This window comes from Nocardioides dilutus (assembly GCF_054779555.1).
On record NZ_BAAGYA010000002.1, the window covers coordinates 658,978 to 676,139 of the forward strand.

Here is a 17,162-nt window from a genome sequence, read left to right on the forward strand (position 1 = left end):
CCGGCCGTGCGTCATGATTCGCCCCATGCGTCGCGGCCGGGTCTCCGTCGGAGTGCTCCTCGGCGCCCTCGTCAGTGTTCTCGTCCTGGCCGGCTGCGGCTCGGCCTCACCCGACTACGAGATCGCCGGGATCGACGAGCTGGTCATCCCGACGCCGTCGCCGGACCCGGACGACTTCGTGGGGTTCGTCGACAACCCGTGGCTGCCGCTCGAGCAGGGCAGCGAATGGACGTACGACGTCGACGACGGCGTGCAGGGCGGGCGGTCGACAGTCACTGTTGAGCCCTCGAACCTGCGCCTCGGGGGCGTCGCGGTGACCGTGGTGCGCACGGAGACCTTGGTGGGCAACGGGCCGGCGACCGAGCAGGTCGACTACTACGCCCAGGACCGGGCCGGCAACGTCTGGTGGTTCGGCCGGGCCGGGGTCTGGGACGTCGAGGTCGCCGGTGCCGAGGCGGGCCTGGCGATGCCGGCCGACCCCCGGGTCGGTGACGGGTGGCGGCTGGCGCTGCTCGAGGGTGTGGTCGAGGACCGGGTAACGGTGGAGCGCGTCGCCGACGGAGCCGTCGTCCTGCGGGTGGAGAGCGACCTGGAGCCGGGTGTCCTGGTGCAGCAGGTCTATGAGCAGGGCATCGGGTTGACGCGGACCTTCAACCTCGAAGGGCCGCCGGGGTCGAGCGAGCTGACGTCCGGGCCCTGAGCGTCAGTGTGGTGCGGTCGGGTCCGTGGGATCGGCCGGCGGCTGCTGGAACTGCTCCAGCGGCTTCCATTCCTGCGCCTCGTGGTCCCACTGCCAGCCGTCCTGGATGATCGGCTCGTGCGCGACGACCGTGTCGGTCGCGCCGGCGGCCCCACCGGTGCCCTGCTGGTTCCACTCCTGCTGGAGCTGGTCCGGGGCGCCGTAGCCGGGCACCGCCTCGTGCGCGCGGCGCAGGCCGGAGCCGGGGACCGGGTCGGAGCCGTGGCCGAACAGCAGCGGGTAGGTGATGCCGGCGATCGCGGCCCCGGCCAACGGCGCCAGGATGAACAACCAGAGCTGGATGACCGCGTCGGACCCGGCGAAGAGGCCGACGCCGATGGAGCGGGCCGGGTTGACCGAGGTGCCCGTCGCGCCGATCGAGGCCAGGTGCACCATCGTCAGCGCCAGGCCGATCGCCAACGGGGCGAGGGCGGGGTGCTCGTTGCGGGCGTCGGTGACCGCGAGGATCACCCACACGAACACCGCGGTGAGGATCGCCTCCAGCAGGAACGCCGCCCACACGGCGTAGCCGGAGCCATCGTCGCCGAACGAGTTCTGCGCGAGCCCGCTCACGCCCACGTCGTAGTCGGGGATGCCCTGCACGAGGATGAACAGCGTCAGGCCCGCGATCAGACCGCCCACGAGCTGGGAACCGATGTAGAGCGGGGTCTGCTTCCAGGCGATCCGGCCGCCGAGCGCGGCGCCGACGGTGACCGCCGGGTTGAAGTGCGCACCGGACACGCGACCGAAGGCGTAGGCGCCGCAGAGGACGGTCAGACCGAAGGCCAGCGCGATCCCGGCATAGTCGCCACCGCTGAAGATCGCGGCTCCGCAGCCGAAGAACACCAGTGTGAACGTCCCGATGACCTCGGCGGCGATCTTCTGCGCGGAGGTGGTGGTGTCAGCCATGTTCTGCACTCTAATCCCGCGGGAGGCCGCTTTGCCGCTGCGGAACGGCGAGTGCGAGGCTGGCCCCATGGCGAAGATCATCTACACCCACACCGACGAGGCACCGCTGCTGGCGACCTACTCCTTCCTGCCGATCATCGCGGCCTACGCCGCGAAGGCGGGCGTCGACGTGGAGACCCGCGACATCTCTTTGGCGGGCCGCATCATCGCCCAGTTCCCGGACCGTCTGACCGACGAGCAGCGGGTCGACGACGCGCTCGCCGAGCTCGGCGAGCTGGCCACCAAGCCCGAGGCCAACATCATCAAGCTGCCCAACGTGTCGGCGTCCGTGCCCCAGCTGAAGGCGGCGGTCGCCGAGCTGCAGAGCCAGGGCTACGACCTGCCCGACTACCCCGAGAGCCCCGACACCGACGAGGAGCGCGACATCCGGGCGCGCTACGACAAGGTCAAGGGGTCGGCGGTCAACCCGGTGCTGCGCGAGGGCAACTCCGACCGGCGCGCGCCGGCGTCGGTGAAGAACTACGCGCGCAAGCACCCGCACCGGATGGGCGCGTGGACCCCCGAGTCCAAGACCAACGTGGCCACGATGGGTGAGCACGACTTCTTCTCCAACGAGGCCTCGGTGGTCCTCGAGGCCGACGACACCCTGCGGATCGAGCACGTCGCCGCCGACGGCACAGTGACCGTGCTGAAGGAGGCGCTCCCCGTCCTGGCGGGCGAGGTCGTGGACGGCACATTCATGGACGTCGCCGCGCTGCGCCGCTTCCTCACCGAGCAGATCGCCCGGGCCAAGGCCGACGATGTGCTGTTCTCGCTGCACCTCAAGGCGACGATGATGAAGGTCTCCGACCCGATCCTGTTCGGCCACGCGGTGCAGGCGTTCTTCCCGACGCTCTTCGAGCAGTACGGCGAGGTGCTGAAGGCCGCCGGGATCTCGCCCAACGACGGGCTCGGCGCGCTGCTCGACGCCGCGGCGTCGCTGCCCGAGGGCGAGGCGATCGCCGCCGCCGTCAAGCAGCGTCTCGCAGAGGGTCCCGCCATCGCGATGGTCGACTCCGACAAGGGCATCACCAACCTGCACGTCCCCTCCGACGTGATCGTCGACGCCTCGATGCCGGCGATGATCCGCCAGTCCGGCCACATGTGGGGCCCCGACGGCGAGGAGGCCGACACCCTCGCGGTCATCCCCGACTCCTCCTACGCCGGCGTCTACCAGACCGTCATCGACGACTGCCGCGCCCACGGCGCCTTCGACCCGGCCACGATGGGCTCGGTGCCCAACGTCGGACTGATGGCCAAGGCCGCCGAGGAGTACGGCTCGCACGACAAGACCTTCGAGGTCCCGGCCGCCGGCACCGTGCAGGTCGTCTCCTCGTCCGGCGACGTGCTGATCTCCCACGCCGTGCAGCCGGGCGACGTCTGGCGGGCCTGCCAGACCAAGGACGCCTCGATCCGGGACTGGGTCAAGCTGGCCGTCACCCGGGCCCGCGCCACTGGCTCGCCCGCCATCTTCTGGCTGGACGAGGCGCGCGCGCACGACGCCAACCTGATCGCCAAGGTCAAGGACTACCTCGCCGATCACGACACCGAGGGTCTGACGATCGAGATCATGGCGCCGGCCGAGGCGACGGCGTACTCCCTGGAGCGGATCCGCCGCGGCGAGGACACCATCTCGGTCACCGGCAACGTGCTCCGCGACTACAACACCGACCTCTTCCCGATCCTCGAGCTCGGCACCTCGGCGAAGATGCTCTCGATCGTCCCGCTCATCAACGGCGGCGGCCTGTTCGAGACCGGCGCAGGCGGCTCGGCGCCCAAGCACGTGCAGCAGCTGGTCAAGGAGAACTACCTGCGCTGGGACAGCCTCGGCGAGTTCTTCGCCCTGGCCGCCTCGCTCGACCACCTCGCGTCCTACGCCGACAACAAGGGCGCCCAGGTCCTCGCCGACACCCTCGACAAGGCGACGGAGACCTTCCTCAACGAGGACAAGTCCCCGACCCGCAAGCTCGGCGGCATCGACAACCGCGGTTCACACTTCTACCTCGCCCTCTACTGGGCACAGGAGATCGCGGCCCAGACGGCCGACCCGGACCTCGCGGCGGTCTTCAAGCCGTACGCCGAGCGGCTCGCCGCCGACGAGAAGACCATCGTCGACGAGCTGCTCGCGGTCCAGGGGAGCCCTGCCGACATCGGCGGCTACTACCGCCCAGACGAGGCCAAGGCGGAGGCGGTCATGCGCCCGTCCGCGACGTTCAACGAGGCGCTCGCCTCACTCTGAGCCCGGGCACCGAGTCCGACGGTCGCCCGGCCGGCATCGGGTACCGCTTGCTCACCACAGGACGAGGAGGGGCCCCGATGGGTGACACAAGTGGCGACGTAGAGGCGATGCAGCGGCGCGTGGAGGCGCAGCGGACCAAGCTCGACCAGGCCGCGGAGCTCTTGGCGCTGGCGCAGAAGCGTGCGGACCGGGCGGGAGCCGAGGTGGACGCGACGGCGGGGGACTACGTGGCGGCCAAAAGGGCTCGGGACGAGGCCGAGGAGAAGGCAGCCCGGCTGCGCAAGGAGGCCAAGGCGGCCCGCCGGGTGGCCAGAGCAGCCGCCGACGAGCAGCAGCAGGCCGTGAAGGCGCTGGCCGACCAGGAGCGCGCCCACGCCAAGCGAGGCAAGAAGCTTGCCAAGGCTGAGGCGGCCCACGCGTCGGTCGTCGCCGGCCAGGAGGCCGAGAGCCTGGTCGCGAAGAAGACGCCCACCGCACGGCCCGCCCCGAGGAAGGCCCCGGCGAAGAAGACGGCGGCCAAGAAGACGGCGGCCAGGAAGACGACGGCCAAGAAGACGACGGCCAAGAAGACGACGGCCAAGACGGCCGCGACGAAGGCAACTGCGAAGAGATCGACGGCCAAGCGCAGCTGAGACGGCCTCGCGGCCCGTTGTTGTGCCACCATCCCTCTGTGTTCGAAGGGGAGAAGGACCCCGGGATCGGCTTCTGGATCGCCGTGGGCTCGGGTGTCGCCGCGGGGGTGTTCGCGGTCTACCTGGGCGGCGGGATAGTCGGCTTCCTGGTCGTGTCCGTGGTCGTGGGCGTGGCCATGGGCCTGCTGCTCAACTGAGGACGGGTCTTCGATGAACACCGTCATGCGTTTCCTCGGCATCCAGCTGGTGGCCCGCGCGGCCGCCCGCCTGCCTGGTGTCTGGGCGCGGCTGGCGACGGCCGTGGTGCTCGTTGTCGTCAACCTGCTCCCGGTCTGGGCGGTAGTCACGGAGCGCGCGGGGATGGGTGACGTGTTCATCGTCTACTGGATCGAGAACGTCGTGGTCTGGGCCTGCTGGATCGTGCGCACCGCGACCGCCGAAGGCCCTGGGAAGGGCACGGTCGCGGTCACGACCAACGGCGTTCCTCGCGACATGTCATCGGCGAAGTTCTTCGCCCTCCACTACGGCATCTTCACGCTGGTCCACGGCGTGTTCGCGGTCGTCGTGGCTGCGTTGGTCGGGCTGAAGGGGGGCCTGGGCCCGGTGGTCCTGCTGTCGCTCGCGATCACCGCGAGCCACCTCTTCTCGCTCGGGGCGAACTGGTTCGGCCGCGACGAGCGCAAGGTGGTCAGCCAGGGCAAGGCGATGGTCGCGCCGTACCCCCGGATGCTGGTGCTGCACGTCGGGATCCTCATCGCCTTCGGTGTGGCGCTCGACGGCTGGGAGCACGGCGAGAGCGGCAACGACCAGGTCGCCGCGGTCGCCTTCCTGTGCGTCCTGAAGACGTTGGTCGACCTGGCTTTCCACGTCTGGCAGCACCGCTCGCGCCAGGTCGTGCGCGAGGGTGACGGTCTGTACGGCGCACCTGTCGCCCAGGAATAGGGCGGCGGCTCCGGTCGGTTGCACGATGGTGCCGATGACCGACGTGACCGCCGATCGCCAGCTTGCGGCAGACGTGCCCACGGTCGTCGCGCCGCACGGCTACGGGCTCGCACTGCTGGCGCTGGCGTCCGGTGGTTTCGCGATCGGCACGACCGAGTTCGTGACCATGGGCGTCCTGCCGCAGGTCGCTGACGGGGTCGACGTGTCGATCCCGTCCGCCGGGCACGTGATCTCGGCCTACGCCCTCGGCGTCGTCGTCGGGGCCCCGATCCTGGCCTTCTTCGGTGCGCGGTGGCCGCGGCGCGGTCTGCTGATCGCCCTGATGGCGGCGTACGGCGTCTTCAACCTGCTGAGCGCCGCGGCGCCGACCTTCGAGGTGCTGTTCGTCGGCCGGTTCCTCGACGGGCTGCCGCACGGCGCCTACTTCGGCGTCGCGTCCCTGGTGGCCGCCAGCTTGGCGCCGCCCGGGCGCCGTGGGCGCGCCGTCGCGAGCGTGATGCTCGGCCTGTCGGTGGCCAACGTCGCCGGCGTGCCCGCCGCGACCTGGCTCGGTCAGCATGTCGGCTGGCGCGCGTCGTACGTCGCCGCCGCGCTGCTTTCCCTCCTGGCCGTCGCGCTGGTCGTGGCGTTCGTCCCGTCCTGTCCCGGGCACGGCGACGCGACCGGAAGACAGGAGCTGCGGCTCTTCTTCCGCAACGGCCAGGCCTGGTTGGTCCTGCTGGCCGGCGCCATCGGGTTCGGCGGCCTGTTCGCGGTCTTCTCCTACATCGCCCCCACCGTGACCGACGTGGGTGGCCTGCCCGGGTCCACGGTGCCGCTGTTCGTGCTCGCCTTCGGGCTAGGGATGGTCGTGGGCACGTGGCTGGCCGGGGAGCTGGCCGCCTGGTCGGTGTTCGGCTCGCTGATCAGCTCGGGCATCGGCTCGGGGCTCATCCTCGTCGTGTTCTGGTTCGCCGCTCCGCACGGCTGGGCGCTGCTGCCGGTGGTGTTCACGGTGACCGTCCTGGGGTCGGTGCTCGTGGTCAACCTCCAGCTCCGGCTGATGGACGTCGCGGGGGAGGCACAGACGCTCGGCGCGGCGATGAACCACGCGTCCCTCAACGTCGCCAACGCGCTCGGTGCCTGGCTCGGCGGCCTGACGATCGCGGCCGGCTACGGCTACCGATCGCCGGCGCTGGTCGGGGTCGCGCTCTCGGTCGCGGGCGTGGCGGTGCTGCTGTTCTCCTGGGCGGCGGCGCGTCGATCCACCTAGTCGCAGCTGGGGGAGGCTGCCCTGAAAGATCGACCTGCCTGCTGGACATGGGCAAGGAGTAGGGGTCGCGTCGGCCCCCATCTCGCGCGGAGGTCCGATGAGCTCGTTCCCGATACCCGTCGTCCACGGTGACCAGCACCGCTGGGAGCTCCGGCTCGAGGAGTTCGAGGAGGGGCACGTGGTCCGACGGTTCGAGTGCGTGGAGTGCGGGGCGGTTCGCTTCGACTGAGCTGCTGGCGTGGGCCGTCCGGGTCTCGAGCACCCAGATCCAGCCTGCCGCCGGCCCGTCGGGAAGAATGCCGCGCATGTCGACCGCCTCGCCCACGACCGAGCCCGAGGTCAGTGTCCCGGCCGCTGCGTCCGGAGGCGGGCGTCCGCGGGTCCTGTCCGGCATCCAGCCGACCGCGGACTCCTTCCACTTCGGCAACTATCTCGGGGCCCTGCGGCAGTGGGTCGACCTCCAGCAGGACTACCAGCCGTTCTTCTTCATCGCCGACCTGCACGCGATCACGGCCGACTACGACCCCAAGCTGCTCCGCGAGCGCACCCTGCGGGCCGCCGCCCAGCTGCTGGCGATGGGCATCGACCCGGCGCGCTCGTCGATCTTCGTGCAGAGCCAGATCCCGGCGCACGCCCAGGCAGGCTGGGTGCTGCAGTGCTTGACCGGGTTCGGCGAGGCGCGCCGGATGACCCAGTTCAAGGACAAGTCGGCCAAGGGCGGCGAGGGCTCGGCCAGCGTCGGCCTCTTCACCTACCCCATCCTCCAGGCGGCCGACATCCTGCTCTACCGCCCCCACTACGTGCCGGTCGGGGAGGACCAGCGCCAGCACCTCGAGCTGACCCGTGACCTCGCCCAGCGCTTCAACAGCCGCTACAAGAAGACCTTCCGGCTGCCTGAGCCCTACATCCTCAAGGCCACCGCCAAGATCTGCGACCTCCAGGATCCGACCTCCAAGATGTCGAAGTCGGCGTCCTCGCAGTCCGGGATCATCGAGATGCTCGACGAGCCGGGCGCCTCGGCGAAGAAGATCCGCTCGGCGGTGACCGACTCGGGCTCGGAGATCCGCTTCGACCCGGACGACAAACCCGGAGTCAGCAACCTGCTCACCATCTACAGCTCGCTGACCGCCCGAAGCATCCCGGACCTCGAAGAGGAGTACGCCGGCAAGGGCTACGGCGACCTCAAGAAAGACCTCGCCGAGGTCGTCGTCGACTTCGTGACGCCGTTCCGCGAGCGCACTCTGGAGCTGCTCGACGCCCAGGACCACCTCACCGACGTGCTGCGGCAGGGCCGCCAGGTGGCCGACGAGGTGGCGGAGGCGACCTTGCGCGACGTCTACCAGCGGGTGGGGTTCGTGGCCCCCGCCAAGGTCTGAACGGCTAGGTTGGCGCGATGCCCACCATCGGAGTCGCCGTGGCGATCCCCGAGCCCTGGGCCACCGAGCTCCAGGACTACCGCGCGGCGGTCGGGGACACCACCGCGGCGATGATCCCGACGCACATCACGCTGGTCCCGCCGACCGAGGTCGACGACGAGCAGCTGGACAAGATCGAGGACCACCTGGCGGCGACCGCCGACGAGATCGGCTCGTTCCTCGTCCACCTGCGCGGCACGGGCACCTTCCGGCCCACCTCCCCGGTCGTCTTCGTCTCGCTCGCCGAGGGCATCTCGCAGTGCGAGCGGCTGGCCGAAGCCGTCCGCCGCGGACCGCTGGCCGTCGACCTGGCCTTCCCCTACCACCCCCACGTGACCATCGCCCACCACCTCAGCGACGAGCAGCTCGACCGAGCCTTCGACGAGCTCGCCGACTTCGAGTGCACCTTCGACGTCGAGGACTTCAAGCTCTACGTCCACGACGAGCACCTCGGCTGGCGTCCGACCCGCTACTTCGCCCTGCAGCGGGGTACCTGAGCCGCATGGCGTCCCTGAAGCAGCGGGTGACCTCCAGGGTGCACGAGCTGCGGGCGGAGCATCCGCGCCTCGACCACGCGGTGCGGACGCAGGAGCACTACGGCGAGGTGAAGGCCGGACAGCAGGCCGGTGCCGTGACCTACTTCGGCTTCCTGTCGGTCTTCCCCATCCTCGCCCTGGCGTTCTTCGTCATCGGCTACGTGTCCAAGGTCGTCCCCGAGAGCCGGGACACGCTCGTCGAGGCGATCGACTCGATGCTGCCGGGGATCATCGGCACGGACGACAACCAGCTCCAGCTCAAGGACATCGAGGACGCCGCCGGCGCGGTCGGCCTCATCGGCCTGGTCGGTGTCCTCTACTCCGGGCTCGGCTGGCTCTCGGCGCTCCGCGACGCCCTCATCACCGTCTTCGTGCTGCCCGACCGGGAGCAGCCGAACTTCCTCATGGGCAAGGTCAGGGACCTGCTGACCCTGACGGTGATCGGCGTGGTCCTGCTCGTGGCCGTGGCGGTGACCGGTGTGGTCGCCGGGTTCTCCGAGGACCTGCTGGACTTCGTGGGGCTGTCCACGGAGCTGGGGTGGCTGGTCAAGCTGCTCACGATCGCCCTTGGTCTGCCCGTCAACACGCTGCTCTTCCTGGTCATCTTCAGGCTGCTCGCCGCGCCCGACCTCCCGTTCCGCGCCATGCTGTCCGGAGCCGTGCTCGGGGCGGTCGGCTTCGAGATCCTCAAGCAGGCGAGCACCCTGCTCATCACGACCACCGAGGGCCAGCCCGCCTTCCAGGCGTTCGGCATCGCCCTGATCCTCGTGGTCTGGATCAACTACACCTCGCGGGTCACCCTGTACGCCGCGTCGTGGGCCTGGACGCACCCGCTGGCCGTTCAGGAGCGCGTGGTCGACCCGGCCGAGCCGGTCCAGGGCCCGCCGCTGCCGTCGATCGAGGAGCTGCCGACCTCCGGATCCGACGAGCCGGGCACCTCACGCAAGGGCGCCTTCGCCGCGGGAGCGGTGGCCGGCGCGGCCGCCGCGGCGGTCGTCAAGGGTCGATCCTCCGACAAGTCCTGACTCACGCGAACCGAACCGGGTCTGGCTGCATCACACCTCTTGACCGCATCAACCGAGGAGGAACCATGCGCGCCCCACTGACCCTCGCCGGCCTGGCGCTGTTGGCGGCTGGCACGGCCGCTCCGACGTACGCCGAGGCCGTCGCTGCGGCCGAGGAGTGCCAGGGCAAGCCGGCGACCATCGTCCAGTCCGAGGGGACCGTGACGGGCACGGACGGGAACGACGTGATCGTCGGGGGCCGGGAGACGAAGGTCCGGGCCGGCGCGGGAGACGACACGGTCTGCGTGACCGGTGGGCGGGTCGAGGGCGGCGACGGCCACGACTCCGCCGAGATGCGCGGTGGCGAAGGCGCCGACTTCATCGACCTGCGCAACGTCGAGGACGTGGACGTCGACACCGGCGGGGGTCCGGACCACGTGCGGCTGGAGCACAACGAGCGCTACGGCGGCTCCGCCGGAGCGGTCGACGAGGGCGACGGTCTGGACATCCTGTCGGTCGTGATGACCCGGAGTGGAACGAACATCTACCTACCGCGCGGGTTCGTGGAGTCGGTGGGAGGAATCACGGCGACAGCCGGCGTCGAGAACGTCTTCGCGTCGGGACGGTGGGTCCGCATCTACGGGAACCGCGCGGACAACAAGCTGTGGGCCGACGGGTGCCGAATCACCATGATCGGCGGCGACGGGGACGACGTGCTCCGCGTCGTCGAGGACCACTGGATCACCAAGAACTGCCACGACCGGCAGCAGTGGCTCCGCGGCCGAGGGGGCGACGACCGGTTGTTCGGGGGTCGTCTGGGCGACATTCTGCAAGGCGGCTCGGGAGCCGACACGGCCGTGGGCAACCGCGGCGTCGACCGGTGCCAGGCCGAGCGCGAGAGGAGCTGTGAGCGATGAGAACAGCCGTTCTCGCCGGACTCTCCCTGGTGGCCGCCGGGCTCCCGTTCGCAGCCCCCGCCCAGGCCGCCGTTGAGATGTGCCAGGGCGAGGCGGCGACCATCGTGTCCACCGCGGGTGCCCAGATCGTCGACGGCACCGAGGGTGACGACGTGATCGTGGTGCGCGACGACACCGATGGCCGTGTCTACGCGCTCAACCTCTTCGCCAAGGGCGGTGACGACCTCATCTGCGTCAGTGGTGAGCTGCAGAGCGACGTGGTCGGTGAAGGCGGCGCGCTGATCTACGGCGGCGACGGGGACGACTCGCTGGAGGTGCGTGGCTCGAACGCGCGAGACACGCTGTTCCTGGACGCCACCACCGAGAAGGTCGACATCCAGCTGCTCGGCGGGTTCGACGACCTGCGGTTCCATGGCGCGGTCGGCTCCGGCACCGCCGACGCCGGCAAGGGCGGTGGAACGTTGAAGCTGATCGCTTTCGACGAGATCCGCTTGGATCTCGGTGATGAGAGGCTCAAGCTCGACGGGACGTACGAGTACGAGGTCGCCGGCTTCTCCCGGGTGGTCGCGACCGGCCGTCGGGTGATTCTGCGCGGCGACTCCCGCGCCAACGGCTTCACTGCCGTGGGCTGCCGGACGACGCTCAAGGGCAGGGGTGGCGACGACTTCCTCAAGGCCTCGACCAACAAAAGTTTCGAGGACTGCACCCCCCAGGGCGCACATCTGTTCGGTGAAACGGGCGACGACCGCATGACCGGCACGGGACGCGACGATGCCCTGATCGGCGGCCCTGGCCGTGACAAGGCCGTCGGCAGACGAGGAATCGACAAGTGCGTCGCCGAGGTCGAGCGCAGCTGCGAGCGGTCTCGCGGAATGTGACATTTCCCCGGTTAGGCGGTCCTGACGTTCCAGCACTTCCCGCGAGCGTTTACGTTGTGCAGACTGCGGCGGGCAGCACAGGGCTGCACATCTTGCGGAGGTGGTCATGGCGTCGACTGACGCTCGCGAGTCGACAACAGGTTCTATGGGAGCAGGGGTCGGGGGACCGACCCGTGCCGATGTCGGGGTTCGCACCCTGCGCGGCGACCGCTGGTGGCTGGCCCCGCTGACGACGTTCACCGTCTTCTTCGGGTTCATCGTCTACGCGACGTTCCGGGCCTTCTGGGGGAAGTACTACTTCGCCGAGCCCTACCTCTCGCCGTTCTACTCCCCGTGCCTGGGCGACTGCGTCGAGGGCTCCTCCGACTTCGGCCAGCCCTTCAAGGGCTTCCCGCTGTCGGCGGCGCTGATCATCCTGATCTTCCCGCTGGGCTTCCGGATGACCTGCTACTACTACCGCAAGGCCTACTACCGGGCCTTCTGGCTCTCTCCGCCCGCCTGCGCCGTCGCCGAGCCGCACGGCTCCTACTCGGGCGAGACGAAGTTCCCGCTGATCTTCCAGAACATGCACCGCTGGTTCTGGTACGCCGCGGTCGCGGTCGGTCTGATCCTCACCTACGACGTGTTCCTCGCCTTCGGGCCCGCCGAGGGTGAGTCGGAGGGGATCCACATGGGTCTCGGCACGCTGATCCTGCTGGTCAACGTCGTCCTCATCTGGCTCTACACCCTGGGCTGCCACTCGTGCCGCCACATCATGGGCGGGCGCCTGCGGCACTTCTCCAAGCACCCGGTCCGCTACAAGCTCTGGACCTGGGTCTCGAAGCTGAACGGCAACCACGCCCGCTACGCGTGGCTCTCCCTCTTCTCCGTCGCGATCGCGGACTTCTACGTCTGGATGGTCGCGGCCGGCCACATCACCGACCCGCGCTTCTTCTGAGGAAAAGGTTCGAATGTCCCAGGAAAACGAAGGACAGCGTCACCCGATGACCGGGAACATGATGTCCGGCAGCGAGCCGGGCGGCATGGAGCGTCACCAGTACGACGTGATCGTGGTCGGCGCCGGCGGTGCCGGACTGCGCGCGGCGATCGCCGCGCACGACGCCGGCGCGAAGACCGCCGTGGTGTGCAAGTCGCTGCTCGGCAAGGCGCACACGGTGATGGCCGAGGGCGGGATCGCGGCGGCCATGGGCAACCGCTGGCCCGAGGACAACTGGGAGGTGCACTTCCGCGACACCATGCGTGGCGGGAAGATGCTCAACAACTGGCGGATGGCCCAGCTGCACGCGCAGGAGGCGCCCGAGCGGGTGCTGGAGCTCGAGGACTGGGGTGCGCTCTTCGACCGCACCGACGACGGGCTCATCTCCCAGCGCGACTTCGGCGGCCACAAGTACGCCCGGCTCGCCCACGTCGGCGACCGCACCGGCCTGGAGATGATCCGCACGCTCCAGCAGCGCACCGTCGAGCTCGGCATCGACGTGTTCATGGAGTGCACGGTCACCGACCTGTTCAAGGACGGCTCCGGCAAGATCGCCGGGGCGTTCGGCTACTGGCGGGAGACCGGTCGCTTCATCCAGTTCGACGCCCCGGCCGTGATCCTCGCGACCGGCGGCATCGGCAAGTCGTTCAAGGTGACCTCCAACTCGTGGGAGTACACCGGCGACGGCCACGCCCTGGCGCTGCGCGCCGGCGCCTCGCTGATCAACATGGAGTTCATCCAGTTCCACCCCACGGGGATGGTGTGGCCGCCCTCGGTGAAGGGCCTGCTGGTCACGGAGTCGGTCCGCGGCGACGGCGGCATCCTGAAGAACTCCGAGGGCAAGCGGTTCATGTTCGACTACATCCCGGAGTTCTTCAAGGCCGAGACGGCGGACACCGTCGAGGAGGCCGACGCCTGGTACGAGGACAAGAAGAACAACCGGCGGCCACCCGAGCTGCTGCCGCGTGACGAGGTCGCGCGGGCCATCAACTCCGAGATCAAGGCCGGCCGGGGATCACCGCACGGCGGCATCTACCTCGACATCGCCTCGCGGCGCACGCCGGAGTTCATCAAGAAGCGGCTGCCGTCGATGTACCACCAGTTCAAGGAGCTGGCCGACGTCGACATCACCCAGGAGCCGATGGAGATCGGCCCCACCTGTCACTACGTCATGGGCGGCGTCGAGGTCGACCCGGACAGCCAGGAGAGCGCGGTCAAGGGCCTCTACGCCGTAGGTGAGTGCTCCGGCGGCATGCACGGCTCCAACCGGCTGGGCGGCAACTCGCTCGGTGACCTGCTCGTCTTCGGCAAGCTGGCCGGCGAGCACGCCGCCCAACAGGTCGCCGGGCTCGGCGCGAACCGCCCGGCGGTGGCCGCGGACGACGTCAAGGCGGCCGAGGCGAGCGCGCTGGCACCGTTCGAGGTCGAGGGCGGCGAGAACCCCTACGCGATCCAGCACGACCTGCAGCAGTCGATGAACGACCTGGTCGGCATCATCCGCGACGGGTCCGAGCTCGAGCAGGCGCTCCAGGACCTCGAGGCGTTCAAGCAGCGGGCAAAGTCGATGGTGGTCGAGGGCCACCGGCAGTACAACCCGGGCTGGCACCTCTCCATCGACCTGCGCAACATGCTCCTCGTCTCGGAGTCGATCGCGCGTGCGGCGCTGGCCCGCGAGGAGTCCCGCGGCGGCCACACCCGCAACGACTTCCCAAAGACCGACCACGAGGTCTGGGGCAAGAAGAACCTGATCGTCAACCTCAACGAGAGCGGCGACGGGGTCGTGCTCAGCGAGAAGCCGCTGCCGGTGATGCCGGACGAGCTCAAGAAGTACTTCGAGGAGAGCTGAGATGGGTTACAACCTCAAGATGCGCCTCTGGCGGGGCGACAAGAGCGGCGGCGAGCTCAAGGACTACGAGGTCGAGGTCTCCGAGGGCGAGGTCGTCCTCGACGCCATCCACCGGGTCCAGGCCGAGCAGGCCGGTGACCTGGCGGTCCGCTGGAACTGCAAGGCCGGCAAGTGCGGGTCGTGCTCGGCGGAGGTCAACGGCAAGCCGCGCCTCATGTGCATGTGCCGGCTCTCCGACTTCGACCAGGACGAGACGATCACGGTCACCCCGATGCGCACCTTCCCGGTCGTGCGTGATCTGGTCACCGACGTCACCTTCAACTACGAGAAGGCGGCCGAGCTGCCGTCGTTCTCCCCGCCGCCGCGCGACGACGACGGCAAGCGCCGGATGGCCCAGGTCGACGTCGAGCGGGGCCAGGAGTTCCGCAAGTGCATCGAGTGCTTCCTGTGCCAGAACGTCTGCCACGTCGTGCGTGACCACGAGGACAACAAGCCGGCCTTCGCCGGCCCGCGGTTCTTCATCCGCTACGCCGAGCTCGACATGCACCCCCTGGACACCAACGACCGCCGCGAGCTCGCCCAAGGTGCCGCCGGCATCGGCATGTGCAACATCACCAAGTGCTGCACCGAGGTGTGTCCCGAGGGGATCAAGATCACCGACAACGCGATCATCCCGATGAAGGAGCGCGTGGTCGACAAGAAGTACGACCCCCTGGTGTGGCTCGGCTCCAAGATCGGCATCCGCAGCAAGGACACCGAGTCGCGCGTGCCCGCCAAGCAGGGCAAGGCCGGCCACATCAAGCGCCCCGCGCGGTGAACGAAGCGAGCGCAGCGAGCGAGTGAGACGCGCGAGCGCGGCGCTGGTCGAGGAGGCCCGCCAGGGCCGTCGCGAGACCGGGTGAGCCGGTGCTGGCACTGAACCCACGCGGTCCAGTCCCAGCCTCCGTCACCTCATCTCGTGACAGGCGCTGCGCGCCTTCCTCGATGACCGCCGGGCTCGCGAGTCTCGCTAGCGCTCGCCTCGCGGTGCCCTAGCCATCGCCTCGAGGCGCTGGATCCGGTCGGCCATGGGCGGGTGGGTGCTGAACAGCCGGGCCGCACCGCCGCCGCGGAACGGGTTGGCGATCATCATGTGGCTGGCGGCGACCAGGCTCTGGGTCTGAGGGAGCGGATAGCGGCTGGTGCCGTGCTCGAGCTTGTAGAGCGCGGACGCCAGGGCCAGCGGGTCGCCGGTCAGGGTCGAGCCGTCCTCGTCGGCGTCGTACTCGCGGGTGCGGCTGATCGCCATCTGCACGACCCCGGCGGCGAGCGGGCCGAGGATCATCATGCCGATCGCGGCGATCGGGTTGACCCCGCGATCGCGGCCGCCGCCGAAGAACAGGCCGAACTGGGCCAGGAACGTGATGGCGCTGGCCAGGGCCCCGGCGACCGAGGCGGTGAGGATGTCGCGGTTGTAGACGTGCATCAGCTCGTGGCCCAGGACGCCGCGCAGCTCGCGCTCGTCGAGGAGCTGGAGGATGCCCTCGGTGCAGCAGACCGCGGCGTTCTGCGGGTTGCGGCCGGTGGCGAAGGCGTTCGGCGCGTCGGTGGGGGAGACGTAGAGGCGCGGCATCGGCTGCTGCGCCTTCGCCGACAGCTCGCGCACGATCCGGTACATCGCCGGCTGCTCCTGCTCGGTGACCGGCCGCGCGTGCATCGCGCGGAGCGCGAGCTTGTCGGAGTTCCAGTAGCCGTAGGCGTTCATGCCGAGCGCGACCACCAGGGCGATGATGAGCCCGCCGCGGCCGAACAGGCTGCCGACCAGGATCACGGCAGCCGACAGTCCACCCAGGAGCAGGGCGGTCTTGAGTCCGTTGAAATGTCGATGCCCGTTCATGTGAGGTGAACGCGGGGGATCTGCGCTTTCGTTCCGTCGATCCTGAGAAGTCCCCGAGAAAATCGACGGCGGCCCCGGGTTCTCGCTCCTACCCTCGGTACGTGTCTGCCCGGGTCCTCACCGTGAACCTTGCTTCCTCGGCGGAGCCGAACCCGGCGAAGGGCGTCGGCCGCACCGGGCACGGCAAGGCTCCTGTCGAGTCAGCAGTGCTCCGGGCTCCCGGACCCAAGCGCGGCGGGCGTGGCAGCGGGCTGGTCGGGGACGTCATCTCCGACCTCCAGCACCATGGAGGGGACCGGCAGGCGGTCTATGCCTACGCCCGCGAGGAGCTCGATGCCTGGGAGACGCGGCTCGGCCGCGAGCTGTCCAACGGGACGTTCGGCGAGAACCTGACGACGAGCGGCCTCGACGTGGACGGCGCCTTGATCGGCGAACGCTGGCGCGTCGGGGACGAAGTGGTTCTCGCGGTCTGCGGGCCGCGGGTGCCCTGCGTGACCTTTGCCTACCGGATGAGACTGCCCGGCTGGCTCAAGACCTTCACCGAGGTCGGGAGGAGCGGCGCGTACCTGTCCATCGAGGCGGGCGGCACGGTCCGTCCCGGTGACGCGATCCAGGTGCTCAGCCGGCCCGAACACTCGGTCGACGTCGCCCTGACGTTCCGAGCGTTCATGGGTGACCTCGACGCCGCGCGCGCGGCGATCGCCGGGAAGTGTCTGCCTGACGACGAGGTCGAGTGGCTGCGGGACCGCGTCGTCCGCCGCTCCTGACCCCGGTCAGCCGGTGAGGTCGTCGGAGGTGATGTCCAGGAGGTATCTCTCGGTCGGGCCGTACGACGCGACATAAGTGAGTGCGCCGCAGCCTTCGTCCGCCAGTCGCACGATGTCGCCGCGGTCCGTGCGAGCGAAGACCTCGAACCCCGAGCCCCCGAGCGGATCCTCGGACACGTCGTCGCCACACATGCC

The 17,162-nt window shown here is 69.6% G+C and carries 19 protein-coding genes; 16 read left to right on the forward strand and 3 right to left on the reverse strand.

Going from position 1 to position 17,162, the window contains the following annotated elements; translation table 11 throughout:
- Nucleotides 1–25 precede the first annotated feature (25 nt).
- Nucleotides 26–700: a hypothetical protein gene (locus tag ACYVC6_RS12835; protein ID WP_460714618.1), complete on the forward strand. Its 675-nt coding sequence runs from the start codon at nt 26–28 to the stop codon at nt 698–700.
- A gap of 3 nt (nt 701–703) precedes the next feature.
- Here the strand turns inward: ACYVC6_RS12835 and ACYVC6_RS12840 are convergent, their stop codons facing one another.
- The gene (locus tag ACYVC6_RS12840; RefSeq protein WP_460714620.1) at nt 704–1,648 is read right to left on the reverse strand and encodes an aquaporin; all 945 of its coding nucleotides are present in this window, start codon (nt 1,646–1,648) and stop codon (nt 704–706) included.
- Nucleotides 1,649–1,715: 67 nt separating this feature from the next.
- Here ACYVC6_RS12840 and ACYVC6_RS12845 point away from each other — a divergent pair, with 67 nt between their 5' ends.
- The 14 genes from ACYVC6_RS12845 to ACYVC6_RS12910 all read left to right on the forward strand — a co-directional run bounded on the left by ACYVC6_RS12845 (nt 1,716) and on the right by ACYVC6_RS12910 (nt 15,141).
- Nucleotides 1,716–3,926 carry an NADP-dependent isocitrate dehydrogenase gene (locus tag ACYVC6_RS12845; RefSeq protein ID WP_460714622.1) on the forward strand — a complete coding sequence of 737 codons (2,211 nt, stop codon included), beginning with the start codon at nt 1,716–1,718 and terminating at the stop codon, nt 3,924–3,926.
- Nucleotides 3,927–4,003: 77 nt separating this feature from the next.
- Nucleotides 4,004–4,558 carry a hypothetical protein gene (locus ACYVC6_RS12850; RefSeq protein ID WP_460714624.1) on the forward strand — a complete coding sequence of 185 codons (555 nt, stop codon included), beginning with the start codon at nt 4,004–4,006 and terminating at the stop codon, nt 4,556–4,558.
- Nucleotides 4,559–4,596: 38 nt separating this feature from the next.
- Nucleotides 4,597–4,755, forward strand: coding sequence for a hypothetical protein (locus tag ACYVC6_RS12855; RefSeq protein WP_460714626.1), 159 nt, complete (start codon nt 4,597–4,599; stop codon nt 4,753–4,755).
- Nucleotides 4,756–4,768: 13 nt separating this feature from the next.
- Nucleotides 4,769–5,500: a DUF6498-containing protein gene (locus ACYVC6_RS12860; RefSeq protein ID WP_460714628.1), complete on the forward strand. Its 732-nt coding sequence runs from the start codon at nt 4,769–4,771 to the stop codon at nt 5,498–5,500.
- A gap of 34 nt (nt 5,501–5,534) precedes the next feature.
- A complete protein-coding gene (locus ACYVC6_RS12865) occupies nt 5,535–6,752 on the forward strand; it encodes an MFS transporter (RefSeq protein ID WP_460714630.1) in 1,218 nt (405 codons plus the stop codon).
- 97 nt (nt 6,753–6,849) lie between these two features.
- The gene (locus ACYVC6_RS12870) at nt 6,850–6,981 is read left to right on the forward strand and encodes a hypothetical protein (RefSeq protein WP_460714632.1); all 132 of its coding nucleotides are present in this window, start codon (nt 6,850–6,852) and stop codon (nt 6,979–6,981) included.
- Nucleotides 6,982–7,057: 76 nt separating this feature from the next.
- Nucleotides 7,058–8,128: a tryptophan--tRNA ligase gene (gene trpS / locus ACYVC6_RS12875; RefSeq protein WP_460714634.1), complete on the forward strand. Its 1,071-nt coding sequence runs from the start codon at nt 7,058–7,060 to the stop codon at nt 8,126–8,128.
- Between the two features lie 17 nt (nt 8,129–8,145).
- Nucleotides 8,146–8,664, forward strand: coding sequence for a 2'-5' RNA ligase family protein (locus ACYVC6_RS12880; RefSeq protein ID WP_460714636.1), 519 nt, complete (start codon nt 8,146–8,148; stop codon nt 8,662–8,664).
- 5 nt (nt 8,665–8,669) lie between these two features.
- Nucleotides 8,670–9,728, forward strand: coding sequence for a YihY/virulence factor BrkB family protein (locus tag ACYVC6_RS12885; protein ID WP_460714638.1), 1,059 nt, complete (start codon nt 8,670–8,672; stop codon nt 9,726–9,728).
- A gap of 65 nt (nt 9,729–9,793) precedes the next feature.
- Nucleotides 9,794–10,624 (forward strand): hypothetical protein, encoded by an 831-nt coding sequence (locus ACYVC6_RS12890; RefSeq protein ID WP_460714640.1) that lies wholly within the window; start codon nt 9,794–9,796, stop codon nt 10,622–10,624.
- Nucleotides 10,621–11,502 (forward strand): hypothetical protein, encoded by an 882-nt coding sequence (locus ACYVC6_RS12895; protein ID WP_460714642.1) that lies wholly within the window; start codon nt 10,621–10,623, stop codon nt 11,500–11,502. Before ACYVC6_RS12890 ends, ACYVC6_RS12895 begins: the two co-directional genes overlap by 4 nt.
- 106 nt (nt 11,503–11,608) lie before the next feature.
- The gene (locus ACYVC6_RS12900) at nt 11,609–12,439 is read left to right on the forward strand and encodes a hypothetical protein (protein WP_460714644.1); all 831 of its coding nucleotides are present in this window, start codon (nt 11,609–11,611) and stop codon (nt 12,437–12,439) included.
- A gap of 46 nt (nt 12,440–12,485) precedes the next feature.
- Complete coding sequence (locus ACYVC6_RS12905; protein WP_460714646.1) at nt 12,486–14,324, forward strand: fumarate reductase/succinate dehydrogenase flavoprotein subunit; 1,839 nt, start codon at nt 12,486–12,488, stop codon at nt 14,322–14,324.
- 1 nt (nt 14,325) lies between these two features.
- Complete coding sequence (locus ACYVC6_RS12910; protein WP_460714648.1) at nt 14,326–15,141, forward strand: succinate dehydrogenase/fumarate reductase iron-sulfur subunit; 816 nt, start codon at nt 14,326–14,328, stop codon at nt 15,139–15,141.
- A 192-nt stretch (nt 15,142–15,333) separates the two neighbouring features.
- Here ACYVC6_RS12910 and htpX read toward each other — a convergent pair whose 3' ends face one another.
- Nucleotides 15,334–16,200, reverse strand: a complete 867-nt coding sequence (gene htpX / locus ACYVC6_RS12915; protein ID WP_460714650.1) for a zinc metalloprotease HtpX — start codon at nt 16,198–16,200, stop codon at nt 15,334–15,336.
- Nucleotides 16,201–16,301: 101 nt separating this feature from the next.
- On the opposite strand from htpX, the gene ACYVC6_RS12920 reads away from it, so the two are divergent.
- On the forward strand, nt 16,302–16,967 hold the full coding sequence (locus ACYVC6_RS12920) for an MOSC domain-containing protein (protein ID WP_460714652.1): 666 nt from the start codon (nt 16,302–16,304) through the stop codon (nt 16,965–16,967).
- A 6-nt stretch (nt 16,968–16,973) separates the two neighbouring features.
- Here ACYVC6_RS12920 and ACYVC6_RS12925 read toward each other — a convergent pair whose 3' ends face one another.
- Nucleotides 16,974–17,144 (reverse strand): hypothetical protein, encoded by a 171-nt coding sequence (locus ACYVC6_RS12925; RefSeq protein WP_460714654.1) that lies wholly within the window; start codon nt 17,142–17,144, stop codon nt 16,974–16,976.
- Between the last annotated feature and the right edge of the window lie 18 nt (nt 17,145–17,162).